At 72.7% G+C, this 16,112-nt stretch carries 15 protein-coding genes and 6 tRNA genes; 11 read left to right on the top strand and 10 right to left on the bottom strand.

Annotated elements, in window-relative coordinates; all coding sequences use genetic code 11:
- Positions 1–77: 77 nt before the first annotated feature.
- Positions 78–269, top strand: a complete 192-nt coding sequence (locus AA75_RS28000) for a hypothetical protein (protein WP_033823048.1) — start codon at positions 78–80, stop codon at positions 267–269.
- 240 nt (positions 270–509) lie between these two features.
- Here AA75_RS28000 and AA75_RS27995 read toward each other — a convergent pair.
- The 4 genes from AA75_RS27995 to AA75_RS27980 all read right to left on the bottom strand — a co-directional run bounded on the left by AA75_RS27995 (position 510) and on the right by AA75_RS27980 (position 925).
- Positions 510–581 (bottom strand) — tRNA-Val (locus tag AA75_RS27995).
- Positions 582–633: 52 nt separating this feature from the next.
- Positions 634–705, bottom strand: a tRNA-Val gene (locus AA75_RS27990).
- A 33-nt stretch (positions 706–738) separates the two neighbouring features.
- A tRNA-Cys gene (locus tag AA75_RS27985) sits at positions 739–812 on the bottom strand.
- A 40-nt stretch (positions 813–852) separates the two neighbouring features.
- Positions 853–925, bottom strand: a tRNA-Gly gene (locus AA75_RS27980).
- A 300-nt stretch (positions 926–1,225) separates the two neighbouring features.
- On the opposite strand from AA75_RS27980, the gene AA75_RS27975 reads away from it, so the two are divergent.
- From AA75_RS27975 to AA75_RS27965, 3 genes are all read left to right on the top strand, one after another.
- Entirely contained in the window at positions 1,226–2,242 is a 1,017-nt protein-coding gene (locus AA75_RS27975) for a chorismate-binding protein (protein WP_033823061.1), read from the top strand.
- A gap of 104 nt (positions 2,243–2,346) precedes the next feature.
- Positions 2,347–3,165: an aminotransferase class IV gene (locus AA75_RS27970; RefSeq protein ID WP_033823047.1), complete on the top strand. Its 819-nt coding sequence runs from the start codon at positions 2,347–2,349 to the stop codon at positions 3,163–3,165.
- A gap of 59 nt (positions 3,166–3,224) precedes the next feature.
- On the top strand, positions 3,225–4,067 hold the full coding sequence (locus AA75_RS27965) for a GNAT family N-acetyltransferase (RefSeq protein ID WP_033823046.1): 843 nt from the start codon (positions 3,225–3,227) through the stop codon (positions 4,065–4,067).
- Here the strand turns inward: AA75_RS27965 and AA75_RS27960 are convergent.
- The 3 genes from AA75_RS27960 to AA75_RS27950 all read right to left on the bottom strand — a co-directional run bounded on the left by AA75_RS27960 (position 4,061) and on the right by AA75_RS27950 (position 5,991).
- Positions 4,061–4,567, bottom strand: coding sequence for a DsbA family protein (locus tag AA75_RS27960; RefSeq protein WP_033823045.1), 507 nt, complete (start codon positions 4,565–4,567; stop codon positions 4,061–4,063). The genes AA75_RS27965 and AA75_RS27960 overlap by 7 nt on opposite strands.
- 69 nt (positions 4,568–4,636) lie before the next feature.
- Positions 4,637–5,206, bottom strand: a complete 570-nt coding sequence (locus AA75_RS27955; protein WP_033823044.1) for a CGNR zinc finger domain-containing protein — start codon at positions 5,204–5,206, stop codon at positions 4,637–4,639.
- 371 nt (positions 5,207–5,577) lie between these two features.
- A complete protein-coding gene (locus tag AA75_RS27950; RefSeq protein WP_030056266.1) occupies positions 5,578–5,991 on the bottom strand; it encodes an SsgA family sporulation/cell division regulator in 414 nt (137 codons plus the stop codon).
- Between the two features lie 195 nt (positions 5,992–6,186).
- Between AA75_RS27950 and AA75_RS27945 the strand changes: the two genes are divergently transcribed.
- The 3 genes from AA75_RS27945 (at position 6,187) to AA75_RS27935 (ending at position 7,030) form a co-directional block, all read left to right on the top strand.
- Entirely contained in the window at positions 6,187–6,627 is a 441-nt protein-coding gene (locus AA75_RS27945) for a TIGR02611 family protein (protein ID WP_033823043.1), read from the top strand.
- A gap of 64 nt (positions 6,628–6,691) precedes the next feature.
- Positions 6,692–6,763 (top strand) — tRNA-Val (locus AA75_RS27940).
- A gap of 195 nt (positions 6,764–6,958) precedes the next feature.
- Positions 6,959–7,030: transfer RNA gene (locus tag AA75_RS27935), tRNA-Val, on the top strand.
- An 83-nt stretch (positions 7,031–7,113) separates the two neighbouring features.
- On the opposite strand, the gene AA75_RS27930 is transcribed toward AA75_RS27935, so the two are convergent.
- Positions 7,114–7,887: a 3'-5' exonuclease gene (locus tag AA75_RS27930; RefSeq protein WP_033823042.1), complete on the bottom strand. Its 774-nt coding sequence runs from the start codon at positions 7,885–7,887 to the stop codon at positions 7,114–7,116.
- A 273-nt stretch (positions 7,888–8,160) separates the two neighbouring features.
- Here AA75_RS27930 and thrS point away from each other — a divergent pair, with 273 nt between their 5' ends.
- Positions 8,161–10,140 (top strand): threonine--tRNA ligase, encoded by a 1,980-nt coding sequence (gene thrS, locus AA75_RS27925; RefSeq protein WP_033823041.1) that lies wholly within the window; start codon positions 8,161–8,163, stop codon positions 10,138–10,140.
- A 78-nt stretch (positions 10,141–10,218) separates the two neighbouring features.
- A complete protein-coding gene (locus tag AA75_RS27920; protein ID WP_033823040.1) occupies positions 10,219–10,779 on the top strand; it encodes an HIT domain-containing protein in 561 nt (186 codons plus the stop codon).
- 64 nt (positions 10,780–10,843) lie between these two features.
- On the opposite strand, the gene AA75_RS27915 is transcribed toward AA75_RS27920, so the two are convergent.
- Positions 10,844–12,484 (bottom strand): hypothetical protein, encoded by a 1,641-nt coding sequence (locus tag AA75_RS27915; protein ID WP_051813528.1) that lies wholly within the window; start codon positions 12,482–12,484, stop codon positions 10,844–10,846.
- A gap of 205 nt (positions 12,485–12,689) precedes the next feature.
- On the opposite strand from AA75_RS27915, the gene AA75_RS27910 reads away from it, so the two are divergent.
- Positions 12,690–13,112 (top strand): thiol-disulfide oxidoreductase DCC family protein, encoded by a 423-nt coding sequence (locus AA75_RS27910; protein ID WP_033823059.1) that lies wholly within the window; start codon positions 12,690–12,692, stop codon positions 13,110–13,112.
- A 37-nt stretch (positions 13,113–13,149) separates the two neighbouring features.
- Here the strand turns inward: AA75_RS27910 and AA75_RS27905 are convergent, their stop codons facing one another.
- Positions 13,150–15,192 carry an elongation factor G gene (locus tag AA75_RS27905; protein WP_033823039.1) on the bottom strand — a complete coding sequence of 681 codons (2,043 nt, stop codon included), beginning with the start codon at positions 15,190–15,192 and terminating at the stop codon, positions 13,150–13,152.
- Positions 15,193–15,439: 247 nt separating this feature from the next.
- Here AA75_RS27905 and pgsA point away from each other — a divergent pair, with 247 nt between their 5' ends.
- Positions 15,440–16,108: a phosphatidylinositol phosphate synthase gene (gene pgsA / locus AA75_RS27900; RefSeq protein ID WP_033823038.1), complete on the top strand. Its 669-nt coding sequence runs from the start codon at positions 15,440–15,442 to the stop codon at positions 16,106–16,108.
- Positions 16,109–16,112: the final 4 nt, after the last annotated feature.

Genomic DNA, 16,112 nt, shown 5'->3' with positions numbered 1-16,112 from the left:
CCCGCGCCCCCTTCCCACCCCGCCCGGACAGACCGCGCGGGCAGACCGCAGCACGCAGGACGGCAGGAGCACCGACCATGGCCATGCAGCTCAACGGAGCAGGCCGACGCACCCGGCCGACCGCCGCGCACGCGGAGGCCGACACCCGGCACCCGGCGGTGGCGCTGGCCATCGCGGTGCCCTGCGCGGTCCTGCTGCTGGTCCTCTTCGGCGGGTGGGAGCAACTGGCGACACAGACCAGGGCGGTCGCCGATCTGATCGGGCGCTGACCTCGGGGGAGGTCGGCGCCGGGCCGGGGTACGCGCACCGCGCGACCGGGCCCGTGCGGAGCGCGTGGACGGGCGCGCGGCGCGGGACGGGTCGTGGCAGGTGACCCCGGGGAGTGGACGCCGGGTACGGGCTGTCGGTGAGGGCAGCGCCGTACCCGGCGACACGCGCGCCCGCCGCCGGGCGGGCCGGGAAACGCCGAGAGCCGCAGCCCGGTGAAGGCTGCGGCTCTCGTTCTGCGGTGCGCGATACTGGGATTGAACCAGTGACCCCTACCGTGTCAAGGTAGTGCTCTCCCGCTGAGCTAATCGCGCTCGTCCGCTGTCACAGTCGCGGTCGTACTGTTCCGGGCCCCGTGGACCCGAGTGCGCGATACTGGGATTGAACCAGTGACCCCTACCGTGTCAAGGTAGTGCTCTCCCGCTGAGCTAATCGCGCGAGAAGGACCCCCGGCGAACCAGGGGCACCTCTTGGAGGTGGAGACGGGATTTGAACCCGTGTACACGGCTTTGCAGGCCGTTGCCTCGCCTCTCGGCCACTCCACCAGGCAACTTCTGAAGAACGATCTTACCCTGTTCCCCATCGAGCGGACGACGAGATTCGAACTCGCGACCCTCACCTTGGCAAGGTGATGCTCTACCAACTGAGCCACGTCCGCCTGTCTCCCGGCCGCTTCCCCGATCTTTCTCGGCTCCGCGTCCCGGCGACGTGTTGAACTCTAGCGGATTCCCGGGCCAGCTAAAAATCCGTTCCCGCAGCGTGGCGCGGGGGTGGCCCCGAGGTGGCGGTTCGTCAGCCGGATCGGCCGTCCGGGGCACGGCGTCCCGCGGGACGCCGACCTACACTTCAGGCACCGGGGCCGCACCCCGGCCCGCGCGCCCGCACCCGGGCAGCAGTACCGAATCCGCGCAGGAGAACCGTGTCCGGCCGCACCGCCCAGCTCAGCCCCGACCAGCCGATGGCCCGCTTCGGCGGACTCCTCGCGACCGGGCTGAGCGAGGTGACCTCGGACCCGGCCGCGCTGGACTCGGCCGGCTTCTGGGCCGTCGCGTACGACTTCGAGGGTCGGCTGGTCTGCGCCCGCTTCGACGAACTCCACCCGGACCTGGCGCCGCCGCGCACCGACCGCTGGCTCGGACCGTCCCCGGACGCCTGGCACAGCTCCCTGGACCGGACCGCCTACACCGCGGGCGTGCGCCGCATCCGCGAGCACATCGCGGCCGGCGAGGTCTACCAGGCCAACCTGTGCCGGGTGCTGTCCGCGCCGCTGCCCGACCCGGAGCGCACCGACATCGACGCCCTCACCGGTCTGCTCGCCCACGGGAACCCGGCGCCGTACGCAGGAACGATCCGGCTCCCCTCGCACGGGGTGGAGATCGCCACCGCCTCGCCGGAGCTCTTCCTGCGCCGCGCCGGCGACACCGTCTCCTCCGGCCCGATCAAGGGCACCGGCCGGACCGAGCACGACCTGCTGGAGAAGGACCACGCCGAGAACGTCATGATCGTCGACCTGGTCCGCAACGACCTGGGCCGGGTCTGCGAGACCGGCAGCGTCACCGTGCCGGACCTGTGCGTGGTGGAGAAACACCCCGGCCTGGTCCACCTGGTCTCCACCGTCCAGGGCACCCTGCGCGCGGACGCCGGCTGGCCAGGCCTGCTGGCCGGCACCTTCCCGCCCGGCTCGGTCACCGGCGCCCCCAAGTCCAGCGCCCTGCGGATCATCGAAGCCCTGGAGACCTCGCCGCGCGGACCGTACTGCGGCGCCGTCGGCTGGGTCGATGCCGACCGGGGCGAGGCCGAACTGGCCGTCGGCATCCGCACCTTCTGGATCGACCGGAGCGACGGCCGTCCGGTCCTGCGGTTCGGCACCGGCGCCGGCATCACCTGGGGCTCCGACCCCGAGCGCGAGTGGGACGAGACCGAGCTCAAGGCCTCCCGGCTGGTCGCGATAGCGTCGGGCACCCACGTCTACTGAGCCCCACGTCCACCGAGCCCCGCATCCCCCGAGCCCGCGCACCGATCCCCCCGTGCCGCCACCCCCGGCACCCACCACGGCACCCACCCGAGGAGCAGCGCCCGATGAAGATCTGGGTCAACGGATCCCTGGCGGAGAGCGACACCGCGGCGCTCTCCGTGCTCGACCACGGCCTCACCGTCGGAGACGGCGTGTTCGAGACCGTGAAGGCCGCCGACGGCCGGACCTTCGCGCTCACCCGCCACCTCGACCGGCTCACCCGCTCCGCCCGCGGCCTCGGCCTGCCCGACCCGGACCACGCCGTGCTGCGCGAGGCCTGCGCCCAGGTCCTCGCGGCCAACCCGATGCCGCTCGGCCGGCTCCGGATCACCTACACCGGCGGCACCTGCCCGCTCGGCTCCGAGCGCGGTGACCAGCCGCCGAGCCTGGTGGTCGCCCTCGACACCGCCAAGCGCCGGCCGGACACCACCGCAGCGGTCACCGTCCCCTGGCGCCGCAACGAGCACAGCGCGGTCGCCGGCCTGAAGACCACCTCGTACGCCGAGAACGTGGTCGCCCTCGCCGCCGCCCACCGGGCCGGCGCCTCCGAGGCGCTGTTCGCCAACACCGCGGGGCTGCTCTGCGAGGGCACCGGCTCCAACGTCTTCCTGGTCGTCGACGGGCAGTTGCTCACCCCGACCCTGGCCTCCGGCTGCCTGGCCGGCATCACCCGGCAGCTGACCGTGGACTGGACCGGCGCCGAGGAGCGGGACCTGCCGTTCGAGGTGCTCTTCGAGGCCGAGGAGGTCTTCCTGACCTCCACCCTGCGCGACGTCCAGGCGGTGTCCCGGATCGACGGACACGAACTGCCTGCCCCCGGCCCGGCCACCCTCAAGGCGATGGCCCAGTTCGCCGAGCGCAGCGCGGACGACCTCGACCCCTGAGCCCGCGCGGGGTGCCCGACCGGTGGTAGAACCGGGCCCCCACCGGGAAGGGAGCCCCCATGACCACCACCCTGCGCCCCGAGGGCGACGAGCACCCCTGGCCCGGCGGCGGCCGCAGCCGGCGCTGGCAGATCCGGGTCAACGGCCGCCCGGTCGGCGGCCTGCGCACCACGGCACTGCCCCGCGGCGACCAGTGGTGGGGTGAGATCTCCGAACTGGAGGTGGTCGAGGGCCGCCGGCGCGGCCGGGCCACCATCGGTGCGCTGGCCGCCGAGGAGGTGCTGCGCGGCTGGGGGTGCAGCCGGGTCGACGTGGCGGTGCCGGCCGAGGCGCGGGCCGCCCTCGGCCTGGCCCGCGCGCTCGGCTACACCGAGCGGATGCGCAACATGGCCAAGCGGCTCACCGCCCCGCCCGAGCTGCCGCCGGGCCTGACGGTCCATCGGATCGGCCCCTCGGAGTACGAGGAGTGGCTGGCCGAGGCCCGGGCCGGCTACCTCGCCGACCTGACCGCCTCCGGGCTGACCCCGGCCCAGGCCCGGGCCAAGTCGGACGCCGACCACCTTCAGGTGCTGCCCCGCCGGGAGGCCACCGAAGGCGTGGCGCTGCGGCAGCTGCGGGACGCCGGGGGCAGCACCGTGGGCAGTCTCTGGGTGGCCCTGAGACAGGGCACCGGGCCCGACGGCGGGCCGCTCGCCTGGGTGATGGTCGTCCAGGTCGACGAGGCGCACCGGCGCCGCGGCCACGGCCGCGCCCTGATGCTGGTCGCCGAACGCGAATGCCTGGCGGCCGGCGTCCACCACCTCGGCCTGAACGTGTTCAGCAGCAACGAGAGCGCCGCCGCGCTCTACACCTCGCTCGGCTACCGGGTCACCCTGCGGGTGCTCGGCAAGCCGCTCTACTGACCGGCCGCCCGGTGCTGCTCGATCAGCTCGACGATCTGCGCGCGCAGCCCGTCCTGGCTCTTGCCGCCGTCCAGCCGCCGGCCGGCGATCACATAGGTGGGCGTGCCGCTCACCCCGATCGCCTTGCCCTCGGCCTGGTCGGCGTCGACGAGCAGCATGTGCCGGCCGTCGATCAGCGCCAGGTCGACCTCGTCGGCGTCCAGCCCGATCTCCTCGGCCACCGCCACCAGGAACTTCGCCCCGCCCCGCTCCAGCTCCGCGATCCGGCCGAGCACGGCCTCCACGTACTCCCAGCCGCGGCCCTGGTCGAAGGCCTCCTGGGCGGCCTCGGCGGCCTGGTAGGCGTGCTTGTGCTTCTCCAGCGGGAAGTGCCGCAGCTCGACGGTGAGGGAGTCGCCGTACTGCGCGCGCAGCGCCCGCACGTCGTCCAGGGCGGTGCGGCAGTCCGGGCACTGGAGCTCGCACCAGAGCTCGAGGCGGGGGAGGGGGGCTTCGGTCATGGCCCCAGTCTCCCACCGGGCCGCGCCGGCCTGGACGACGTGCGGGCGCTGACCGGGCCGGGAACGGCCTCAGCCGGTGGCGACCGTCTCCGCGGAGCGCTGCCGGGCCCGGTAGGCGGCGACGTGCAGCCGGTTCCCGCAGGTCCGGCTGTCGCAGTAGCGGCGGGAGCGGTTGCGCGAGAGGTCGACGAAGACCCGGGCGCAGTCCGGCGCCTCGCAGCGGCGCAGCCGCTCGCGCTCGCCGGCCATCACGATGAAGGCCAGCGCCATCCCGAGCTCCGCCGCCAGGTGGTCCCCGAGGGCGGCGTGCGGGGCGAAGTAGTGGATGTGCCAGCCGTGGTGGTCGTGGTTGGTCAGCCGGGGCGTGGTGCCGGCCGCCGCCACCACGGCGTTGACCAGTTCGGCGGCCCGGTCGGTGGAGCCCGCCGAGAACACCTCGCGCAGCCGGCCGCGGAGCTCCTGGACGGCGGCCAGGTCGGCGGCGGTGAGAGCGTCGACCTCGCTGATCTCCTGGCGCACCACGAACCCGGCCAGCGCGGCCAGGTCCGGCAGCTGCTCGGCGCCGCACGCCTCGGGCGCGGTGTTGAGCAGCTCGACCAGAATGCTCAGGGCGCACTCGGTGTCATGGGTGATCAGCACGTGGGGGCTCCTCACGCGGCGGGGGCCGGTGCCTCCCGCGTCGGTCATCACCTGTGACTCTACCGGGAGCCACCGTCACCCGGCGGTGAACGGGCAGGTACGCGCCAGCCCGGCGGCCGGGCGCCGGGCCGCAGCGACGCCGACGGCGCGGCCGCCACACCCGGTGAGGGGTGGAGGCCGCGCCGCCGGGCGCGTTCCTCGCCGCGGTCGCGGCGGACTGTCGCCCGCCGTGGCCGCGGATGGTGCTCCTCGCTCTGGGCCGCCCCCGGTGCCGCCGCAGGGCGGCCCGGTGCGCGTCCGTGCCCCCGAGTTGGACGGACGCAGTGTGAGGTTCGCCCCGCCGCTCGCCGGCGGCGGGCACCCCGGTCGGATCAGCTCTCGGCGAGGATGTGGGACAGCTCCCGGTCGAGGTCGAAGTGACGGTGTTCGGTGCCGGGCGGCACGGCGGCGTCGGTGCGCTTGAGGAACGACTCGAGCGCACGTGCCGGGGCTTCCAGCAGTGCTTCTCCTTCCGGAGAGCTCAGGGCGATGCAGACCACCCCCTGTCCATGGCTGCGCGAGGGCCACACCCGCACGTCGCCGGTGCCGGTGGGTCGGTGCAGCCCCTCCGCGAGGAGGTCACGGGCGAACACCCACTCAACGGTCTCGTCGGCACCGGTGTGGAACGTCGCGTGCACGGCATAGGGGTCGGCGGTGTCGTAGCGCAGGCCCGCGGGGACGGGCAGTGAGGACTCGCTGGACACGATGAGGCGCAGGTGCAGCTCGCAGCTGACCGTGGTGTTCATAAGCGCCAGGGCCTTTCGCTCAGTGTGCGCTCGGGGAATCGCACGTCGGCGAACGGACCATCCCACCTCTAAGCCCGCTGTAAACCCGTCTGTCCCGATTCAGGTGCGAGTCGTACCCCTTCCGGCGCATTGCGGAATCGCCACGGCCACCCCGCTCGCCCCCGTCCCGCCCGGAACTCGGGTACTTTTCGCGGCATGGCTGTACGAAGTGACAAGGAACAGGCTGTGACGGCCGGCGACGACGGCCCCGGCGGCGGTGGCGGCGACGCCGGGGACCGGTGGACCGGCTCCCGGGCGCCGCGGTTCGTCCGGCGCTCGCCCGCGCTGCACCAGAGCTGGCGGGTGATCGTCTTCGTGGCGGGGCTGGCGGTGGTCGTGCTGGGTGTCGCGATGCTGCCGCTACCCGGTCCCGGCTGGGTGGTCATCTTCCTGGGCATGGGCATCTGGGCGACCGAGTTCGAGTGGGCCCGCCGGGTTCTGCGCTGGACCAGGCAGAAGGTGGCCGAGGCGGCCCACCGGGCGATGGACCCGAAGGTCCGCCGCCGCAACCTGGTGATCACCGCGCTGGTGGTGGCGGCGCTCGCCGCGGGCGTCGGCTGGTACCTGTGGCGCTACGGGGCGGCGCTGCCCTGGTAGCCGGGGCCCGCCCGGGGAGTGTTCGGAGCACCCCCGCAGATGGGGTAATGTTTTCCCTGCACCCGGGCGATTAGCTCAGCGGGAGAGCACTTCGTTCACACCGAAGGGGTCACTGGTTCGATCCCAGTATCGCCCACCGGAATGCAGGGTAAGGCGTAGGGCCCCGGCCATTCATTGGCCGGGGCCCTTGCTTTTTATATCTGCGGCCGTAACTCCTGATGCCTATTCACCAGTGGGGTGCGCAGCGGGATCTGTGGGGGCGTCGGGCCGGGCCGGTGGAAGCGGATTGCGGACCCAGGGCCAAGTAGTGCTAGTCTTCTTCTCGTTGCCCGGGCGATTAGCTCAGCGGGAGAGCACTTCGTTCACACCGAAGGGGTCACTGGTTCGATCCCAGTATCGCCCACCGAGCACAACAGTCAGGCCCCGACCACCAGTTGGTCGGGGCCTGACTGCTGTTCGGGGCCCCCTCGGGGCGCCCCCGGGCGTTCAGGCCGCCAGCTCGCAGCGGTGGTCGGCGGTCAGGGTACGGCCGCAGCCGCACCGGGCCGGCCGCAGCGGCCAGGCGAAGTCGACCCGCTCCTCGCTGCCCGACCGCTCGAACCACCGCTGCAGGCCGCGGGCCTGGGCCGCGTGCCAGACGGCCTGGCGCAGGTGGAGCTCCGGCGGGGTCAGCGTGCCGAGCCGGTCCGGGAAGCGGGAGCCGAGGGCGCGCACCAGGTTGAGCGCCGCGGTGGCGTCCGCGGCGGCGTCGTGGGCGCCGACCAGGCTGATGTCGTAGTGCGCGCACAGGTCGGTCAGGGTGCGCCGGCCCTTGCGGTAGCGGTCCACGTGCTTGTCCAGCACCCACGGGTCCAGCACCAGGAGTTCGGTGCCGGCCAGGCCGGCGGCCAGCGAGCCGCCGCGGTGCCGGCGCAGCTCGCGGTCGAGCAGGGTGAGGTCGTACGGGGCGTTCATCACCACCACCGGGACGCCGGCCAGGGCCTGTTCGGCCAGCGCGCGGGCGATCTCGCCGACCACCGCGCGGGCCGGGCGGCCGTGGGCGCGGACCTGCTCGTCGCTGATGCCGTGCACGGCGCGGGCGCCGTCGGGGATCGGCACCCCCGGGTCGGCGAGCCAGGTGGTGGTGCGGGCGGGCAGGCCGGGGGCGCGTTGCAGGACCAGGGCGGCGGAGACGATCCGGTCGGACTCGACGTCCACGCCGGTGGTCTCGGTGTCGAATGAGGCGAGCGGACCTTCGTACCAGTGCCGAGACTGCTGCATGACTGCCCCTCACGGTGCCACCTGGCGGGGCGCGGCGCTCCGCCGAGGACCAGCGGCGCGCCGCGCCCAGCGGCGTTACGCAGTGGTGATACCGCAGTTGACGGCCGCTCAATCCCCGTCGCGGACCGGTCGCCCGCCGGGGCGGTGTCACGGAACGTGAGGGCGGTGTCACTGGTGCGCCGGGGTGGTATCGGTGCACGGTGGACGGCCCCGTCCCGTTACCATCGGGTTGCGCAGCAGAGTGCTGCGGCACACAGATGTCAGGAGAGACCGGTGACCGACGTCCGGATCATCATCAACCGCGAACCCGATCGGGAAGAGCGCGTGGTGACCACGGGCACCACCGCCGCCGATCTCTTCGCCGACGACCGCTCGATCATCGCGGCGCGGGTGGCGGGCGCGCTGAAGGACCTCGCGTACCAGGTGCAGGACGGCGACGAGGTCGAGCCGGTCGAGATCTCCAGCAAGGACGGCCTGGACATCCTGCGGCACTCCACCGCGCACGTGATGGCGCAGGCCGTGCAGCAGCTCTTCCCGGAGGCCAAGCTCGGCATCGGCCCGCCGGTCAAGGACGGCTTCTACTACGACTTCGACGTCGAGAAGCCCTTCCACCCCGATGACCTCAAGGCCATCGAGAAGAAGATGCAGGAGATCATCAAGCGCGGGCAGAAGTTCTCCCGCCGTGCGGTCACCGACGAGGCCGCCCGCGAGGAGCTGGCCGCCGAGCCGTACAAGCTGGAGCTGATCGGCCTCAAGGGCAGCGCCGCGACCGCCGGCGAGGGCGCCGACGTCGAGGTCGGCGCCGGCGAGCTGACCATCTACGACAACCTGGACGCCAAGTCCGGCGAGCACTGCTGGGGCGACCTCTGCCGCGGCCCGCACCTGCCCAGCACCCGGCACATCCCGGCCTTCAAGCTGATGCGCAACGCGGCCGCCTACTGGCGCGGCAGCGAGAAGAACCCGATGCTGCAGCGCATCTACGGGACCGCCTGGCCGACCAAGGACGAGCTGAAGGCGCACCTGGAGTTCCTGGAGGAGGCCGCCAAGCGCGACCACCGCAAGCTCGGCAGCGAGCTCGACCTCTTCTCCATTCCGGAGGAGATCGGCTCCGGCCTCGCGGTCTTCCACCCCAAGGGCGGCGTGATGCGCCGGGTGATGGAGGACTACTCGCGCAAGCGCCACGAGGAGTCCGGCTACGAGTTCGTCTACTCGCCGCACGCCACCAAGGGCACCCTGTTCGAGCTCTCCGGCCACCTGGACTGGTACGCCGACGGCATGTACCCGCCCATGAAGCTCGACGGCGAGACGGACTACTACCTCAAGCCGATGAACTGCCCGATGCACAACCTGATCTACCGCTCGCGCGGCCGGTCGTACCGCGAACTTCCCCTGCGGCTCTTCGAGTTCGGCACCGTGTACCGGTACGAGAAGTCGGGCGTGGTGCACGGCCTGACCCGGGCCCGCGGCTTCACCCAGGACGACGCGCACATCTACTGCACCCGTGAGCAGATGGCGGACGAGCTGGACTCGCTGCTCACCTTCGTGCTGAACCTGCTGCGCGACTACGGCCTGAACGACTTCTACCTGGAGCTCTCGACCAAGGACCCGGAGAAGTTCATCGGGTCGGACGAGGACTGGGAGGAGGCCACCGAGACCCTGCGGGCGGCCGCCGAGAAGCAGGGCCTGGAGCTCGTCCTCGACCCGGCCGGTGCGGCGTTCTACGGCCCGAAGATCTCGGTGCAGGCCAAGGACGCGATCGGGCGGACCTGGCAGATGTCGACCATCCAGGTCGACTTCCAGCTGCCGCAGCGCTTCGAGCTGGAGTTCCAGGGCTCGGACGGCAACCGGCAGCGGCCCGTCATGATCCACCGGGCGCTGTTCGGCTCGATCGAGCGGTTCTTCGCGGTGCTGCTGGAGCACTACGCCGGCGCCATGCCGCCGTGGCTGGCCCCGGTCACCGTGGTCGGCATCCCGATCACCGACGAGCACATCCCGTACCTGCGCGAGGTCGCGGCCGAGCTGAAGAAGCACGGTATCCGGGTCGAGGTGGACGCCTCGGACGACCGGATGCAGAAGAAGATCCGCAACGCGCAGAAGCAGAAGGTCCCCTTCATGCTGATCGCGGGCAACGACGACGTCGAGGCGGGTGCGGTCTCCTTCCGCTACCGCAACGGCGAGCAGAAGAACGGCGTCCCGGTGGCCGAGGCGGTCGCCGAGATCGTCGACGCCGTGGAGCGCCGCATCCAGGTGTGATCCGGCGGCGGTGGCACGGTGCGGGGCAGGCTCGAACGAGTCTGCCCCGCACTGGTTTCCCGGCGGGCTCCGGCGCCTATGCTGATCAGCATGACGAGCGAGCCGGAACTGCAGCAGGGCGTGGGGGAGCCGGACGGCTTCCAGCGCCTGTGGACCCCCCACCGGATGGCGTACATCCAGGGTGAGAACAAGCCCACCGGGCCGGCCCCCGGCGACGGCTGCCCGTTCTGCTCGATCCCCGAGCTCAGCGACGAGGACGGGTTGATCATCGCGCGCGGCGGCTCGGTCTTCGCGGTGCTCAACCTGTACCCGTACAACGGCGGCCACCTGATGGTCGTCCCCTACCGGCACGTCGCCGACTACACCGACCTCGACCCGGCGGAGACCGCCGAGCTGGCCGACTACACCAAGCGCGCGATGACCGCGCTGCGGGCCGCGGCCGGCGCGCACGGCTTCAACATCGGGATGAACCAGGGCGCCGCGGCCGGTGCCGGGATCGCCGCCCACCTGCACCAGCACGTGGTGCCGCGCTGGGGCGGGGACACCAACTTCATGCCGGTGGTCGGCCACACCAAGGTGCTGCCGCAACTGCTCGCCGACACCCGCAAGATGCTGGCCGAGCTCTGGCCGCAGGACTGAGCCGGACCGCCCACGCAAGAGGGCCGGCCCCACCGGGACCGGCCCTCTTCCGTGCGCCGCCGGGTCAGCCGGCGTCGTAGCGGTCCGCGTGGTACGGACGGGCGCCCTGCATCTCGGACTTCATGATGTTCGAGCGGTTGGTGAAGCGGTCGGTGGAGACGTCGTGCTCGTCCAGGAAGTCCATCGTTGCGGCCAGGATGACGTTCACCACCGGGGTCGCCCCCTGGATCACGTCGTCCGACTTGAACCGGCTCGGCCAGGTCTTGTCCGCCCAGGACGCGCGCAGGCTGAACGGCTCCGGCAGCCCGACCGAGCCGCCCAGCCAGGTGAGCAGGGTCGGGATGCGCATGAACGGCGCCCGCACCGCCTGCCGGACCACCTCGTCGTTGTCCACCAGGGAGAGCTGGACGGTCTGCTCCTCCCAGAACCGGACCGGCTTGGCGACGTTCTTCTCCTTGGGCTTGGGCTTGCCCGTGAAGTAGCCGGCGATCGGCCCCAGCGCGTGGCCGGCCACGCTGACCCGCAGGTTGTTGTGCAGCACCGAGATGTCCACCAGCAGGGTCGCCACCAGCTGGCCCTTGTGCAGCACGAACTGCACCGCGATCCGGTGCCGCAGGTCGGTGCCGTAGGTCTGCCGATTGGCCACCTCGCCGACGGCGAAGTCGCGCATCCGGAAGCCGTCCATCTCGCTGCCGCCGGGCCGGCCGATCTCGTCCGCGCCCTCCGGGATGTCCTGGACCACCCACTGGTGGACGGCGGGCCGGGGCATCGCGCCGTTCGGGATCTCGCTGGTGGCCAGCGAGCCGAGCCGGTCGGCGATCTTGCGGGCCAGGTCGTAGATGTGGAAGGTGCGGAAGTCCTCGTGGCCCTCGGCGGGCCGCAGGTCCTCGGAGAGGTCCCAGTTCGCCCAGCGGGCGCCGACCCCCAGGATGCCCTTGGTGCCGGCGTAGTGGTGGACGTTGGTCTCCTGCTCCGCCGTCAGACGGTCCAGCGAGCCCTTGAGTTCGGTGGCCTTCTTGTCGAGGTGGTCCCGGGGGACCGCCTTGGGCACGGTGGCGGCGACCGCACTGCCCTCGACCAGACCGCCCCAGCGCGAACGGAGTTCGACCGTGGAGCGCAGCGCGATCCGCTTGGCCAGGAACCAGCCGGCCACCGGGCCCAGCATCATGACCCGGAAGTACAGCCCCCAGACCCCGCCGACCGGCGGCCGGACGGCGAACAGCACGGCCAGCGCGGCGGCGGCCAGCAGGGCCAGGGTGCCGAAGAAGCCGTCGCGGGCCGAACCGGCCTTGGCGAAGTACGCGCGCACCTGGTAGGCGGCCAGCCAGATCAGGGTGCCGGGCAGGAAGATCCCGCCGCAGAGCACGGTGACGGTGCTGAGCTGGCGGTCCCGGGCGTCCCGCAGGTCCTGGGCGGCCAGGCAGTGCTCGACCACCATCCGGACGTCGGTGCCGAAGGAGGGCACCAGCGGATTGCGCTTGGGCGGCAGGGTGCGGTCGAGCAGGGCGCGGCTGAAGGCCTCACCGGCGCTCGGCCGGAAGAGGGCGAACTTGCCCTCCTTGACCTTGACCCCGGCGAGGTCGCCGAGCACCTTGTAGTCGCCGTCGCGGTAGGCCGCCGAGGAGAGCGCCTGGGTGACCGCGGTCTGGTTGCCGACGTCCGTCCGGGGTATCTGCGCACCCGGGGTCATGTCGAGCTGGCTCACTGTGGCAGGCCCTCCTCCCCTTGTCAGCGGCAGGTTACCGTGCCGCCGCCCCGTCGCGTGGATGATCGTCTGAACCGCTGTCACATCTCGGCCACCACCGGTCCCGTCCCTGATGGTGCCCGTTCGCGGCGCGCTTCGATCCTCCGCCGATCGGTTGTCTTCCGGGGGCGTCCGGATGAGGCAGGATCGGGGCATGGCTGAGGACATGCGGCGGGACCCGGTACTGGTCTTCGACGGCGACTGCGGTTTCTGCACCACCTGCGTCAACTTCGCGGAGCGCTACCCGCGGGCGACCCTCGCCTCGGGCGGCTGGAGCGCCGTGCCGTACCAGTTCGCCGACCTGGCGGCGCTGGACCGGCGGGCCGGCGGACGCGGCCTGGTCACCGAGGAGCGGGCCGGGCAGGAGGTGCTGTGGGTGACGCCGACCGGCGAGGTGTACGGGGGCGCGCAGGCGGCCGCCCGGCTGCTGCTGCGCTCCGGCGGCGCCTGGGCGTACCTGGGCGGGTTCCTCACGCTGGCGCCGGTACGGCCGCTGGCGGCGGCGGTCTACCGCTTCACGGCCCGCAACCGCCACCGCTTCCCGGGCGGCACCGCGGCCTGCGCGCTGCCGCGGCGCGGACGCGGCTGACACCCGTCCGCGCCCGGGCTCCTCGTGGGCGCCGCGTTCAGGAGGCCTTCTCGTAGCGGGCCGCGACCGCCGCCGGCATCGGTGCGTGCCGCAGGTAGCTGCGGGAGAAGCTGCCGGTGCCGTGCGAGAGCGAGCGCAGGTCCACCGGGTAGTGGGTCAGCTCGATCTCGGGGACCTCGGCCCGGACCAGGCTGAGACCCGGGCCGCAGGGCTCGGTGCCCAGTACGTGCCCGCGCCGGGCGGACAGGTCGCTCAGCACGGCGCCCTGGTACTCGTCGGGCAGCATCACCTGGACCTCGTCGACGGGTTCCAGCAGCTGTACCTTGGCCTGGCCGGCGGCCTCCTTGAGGGCGAGCGCGGCCGCGGTCTGGAACGCGGCGTCGGAGGAGTCCACCGAGTGCGCCTTGCCGTCGGTCAGGGTGACCCGGATGTCGGTCACCGGGTAGCCGGCCAGCACCCCGTGGGCGAGCTGGGCCCGTACCCCCTTCTCCACGGACGGGATGAAGTTGCGCGGCACCGAACCGCCGACCACGTGGTCGACGAACTCGAAGCCGCCGCCGGGCAGCGGCTCCACGGTCAGGTCGCAGATCGCGTACTGGCCGTGCCCGCCGGACTGCTTGACGTGCCGGCCGTGGCCCTCGGCCCGGCTGCCGAAGGTCTCCCGCAGCGCCACCCGGTACGGGACCGCGTCCACGTGCACGCCGTAGCGCGAGCGCAGCCGGTCCAGGGCGACCGCCTGGTGGGCCTCGCCGGTGCACCAGAGCACCAGTTGGTGGGTGTCGGGGTTCTGCTCGACCAGCAGCGCCGGGTCCTGGGCGGCGAGCTTGGCGAGGCTCTGCGAGAGCCGGTCCTCGTCGGCCTTGCTGTGCGCCTCGACCGCGACCGGCAGCAGGGACTCCGGCAGCGGCCAGGGCGGGAGCACGTCGGGTCCGGTGGTGAGGGTGTCGCCGGTGCGGGCGCCGGCGAGCTTGGCGACGCAGACGATGTCGCCCGCCGTGCCCTGCCCGACCGGGCGCTGCTGGCGGCCGAACGGGCAGCTCAGGCCGGTGATCCGCTCGTCGGGGCGGCCCGGCAGCCCGACCGTGGTGTCGGGCCGCAGGGTGCCGGAGAACACCCGGGTGAGGCTGAGCCGGCCCACGTACGGGTCCTCGCCGGTGTGGATCACCTGGGCGGCGAGCGGGGCGTCGGCGTCGCAGGCGGGGAGGTCGTCGGCCCGCTCCAGCGGGGAAGGGAAGGCGGCGGCGATCAGGTCGAGCAACTCCTCGGCGCCGGGGGCCGGGCCGCCGGGTTCGGCGGGCGGCGCGGTGGCGAGGACGGGGTGCAGGGTGTCCTGGCGCAGTTCGCGGCGCAGCGCCGCCGTCAGTGCCCCGGTGTCGAGCTCCTCGCCGGCCAGGTAGCGCTCCAGCAGGGTGTCGTCCTCGCCGGCGATGGCCTCGGCCAGCAGGCTGCGCTCGGCGGTCAGGTCGCCGCTGTCGCCCGGGTCGCCGCGGCGGGTGCCGGTGAGCAGTTCGACCGAGCCGGTCAGGTGCCCGTCGGTGAGCGTGTAGTGGTGCAGCGGCAGCAGGGTGTCGGTGCGGCCGTCGGCGAGGTCGGCCCGCAGCGCGGTGAGGGTCTCGTCGAGGCGGACCCGGGCCGCGTTGAGGTGGGTGAGCACGACGGCCCGCGGCAGGCCCGCATCGGCGCACTGGCGCCAGAGCGCGAGTACGGCCGGTCCGACGGGTTCGGTGGCGGAGATCACGAACAGGGCGGCCTCGGCGGCGCGCAGGGCGGCCTGCAGCTCGCCCGCGAAGTCGGCGTAGCCGGGCGCGTCCAGCAGGTTGATCTTGGTGTCGCGCCAGGCGAGCGGGATCAGCGAGAGCTGGACGGAGCGCTGCTGCTGGTGCTCGATCTCCTCGTGGTCGCCGACGGTGGTCCCGTCGGGGACGCTTCCGGCCCTGGTGAGGGCGCCGGCGGTGAGCGCGAGGGACTCCGCCAGCGTGGTCTTGCCGGCCCCGCTGGCGCCGACCAGCACGACGTTGCGCAGCTGGTCGGGGCGCTCGACGGTGGGGGCGGGGCTGTGGGTGACTGTCCGGTCCGGCATGCTCTTCTCACCTCCGTACGCCCCATTGGTCCGTTACTGTCGGGGACGGGGTGATCACGTCCCGTTGGTGCCGAACTGCCCTCGGTGGCGGCCAGTTGGCCCGGGAACCCGCTCGCGGGCGTGGGGCGACGGAGCGCGCGAGCAGCGTGGATACCATTGTCCAGCCGGGTGGGACGATCCGCTCGGCCGCCCGGTGCCGCCAAGGGTCCGGAGCGTGATCCCGAGAATCGGAGCGGTCCGGAAGGCCATGCTCAACAAATACGCGCGTGCCTTCTTCACACGTGTCCTGACGCCGTTCGCCGCCCTGCTGCTCCGCTGGGGTGTGAGCCCGGACGCGGTGACGCTGATCGGTACCGCCGGCTCGGTCGCCGGGGCGCTGGTGTTCTTCCCCCGGGGCGAGTTCTTCTGGGGCACCATCACGATCACCCTGTTCATCTTCTCCGACCTGGTCGACGGCAACATGGCCCGCCAGGCGGGGCGTTCCAGCAAGTGGGGCGCGTTCCTGGACTCCACGCTGGACCGGGTCGCGGACGCGGCGATCTTCGGCGGCCTGGCGATGTGGTACGCCGGGAAGGGCGACAACAACCTGCTCTGCGTGGTCGCGATCTTCTGCCTGGCCAGTGGCCAGGTGGTGTCGTACACCAAGGCGCGCGGCGAGAGCCTGGGCTTCCCGGTGGACGTCTCCGGTCTGGTCGAGCGGGCCGAGCGGCTGGTGATCACGCTGGTCGCGGCCGGTGTCGCGGGGCTGCACACCTTCGGGCTGCCGTACGTGGAGTGGCTGCTGCCGTTCGCGCTGTGGGTGGTGGCGGCGGGCAGCCTGGTGACCATGCTGCAGCGGATCCTGACGGTCCGCCGGGAGTCGATCGAGCTGGACCGGGCCGCCGCGGTGGCGGCCGCGGCCGAGGGGGCGGAGTGAAGGA

This window comes from Kitasatospora sp. MBT63 (genome assembly GCF_000710465.2).
Taxonomy (GTDB): Bacteria; Actinomycetota; Actinomycetes; order Streptomycetales; family Streptomycetaceae; genus Kitasatospora.
Note: the sequence above shows the minus strand (reverse complement) of the source record. Positions and strands in the feature narration are given on the sequence as shown.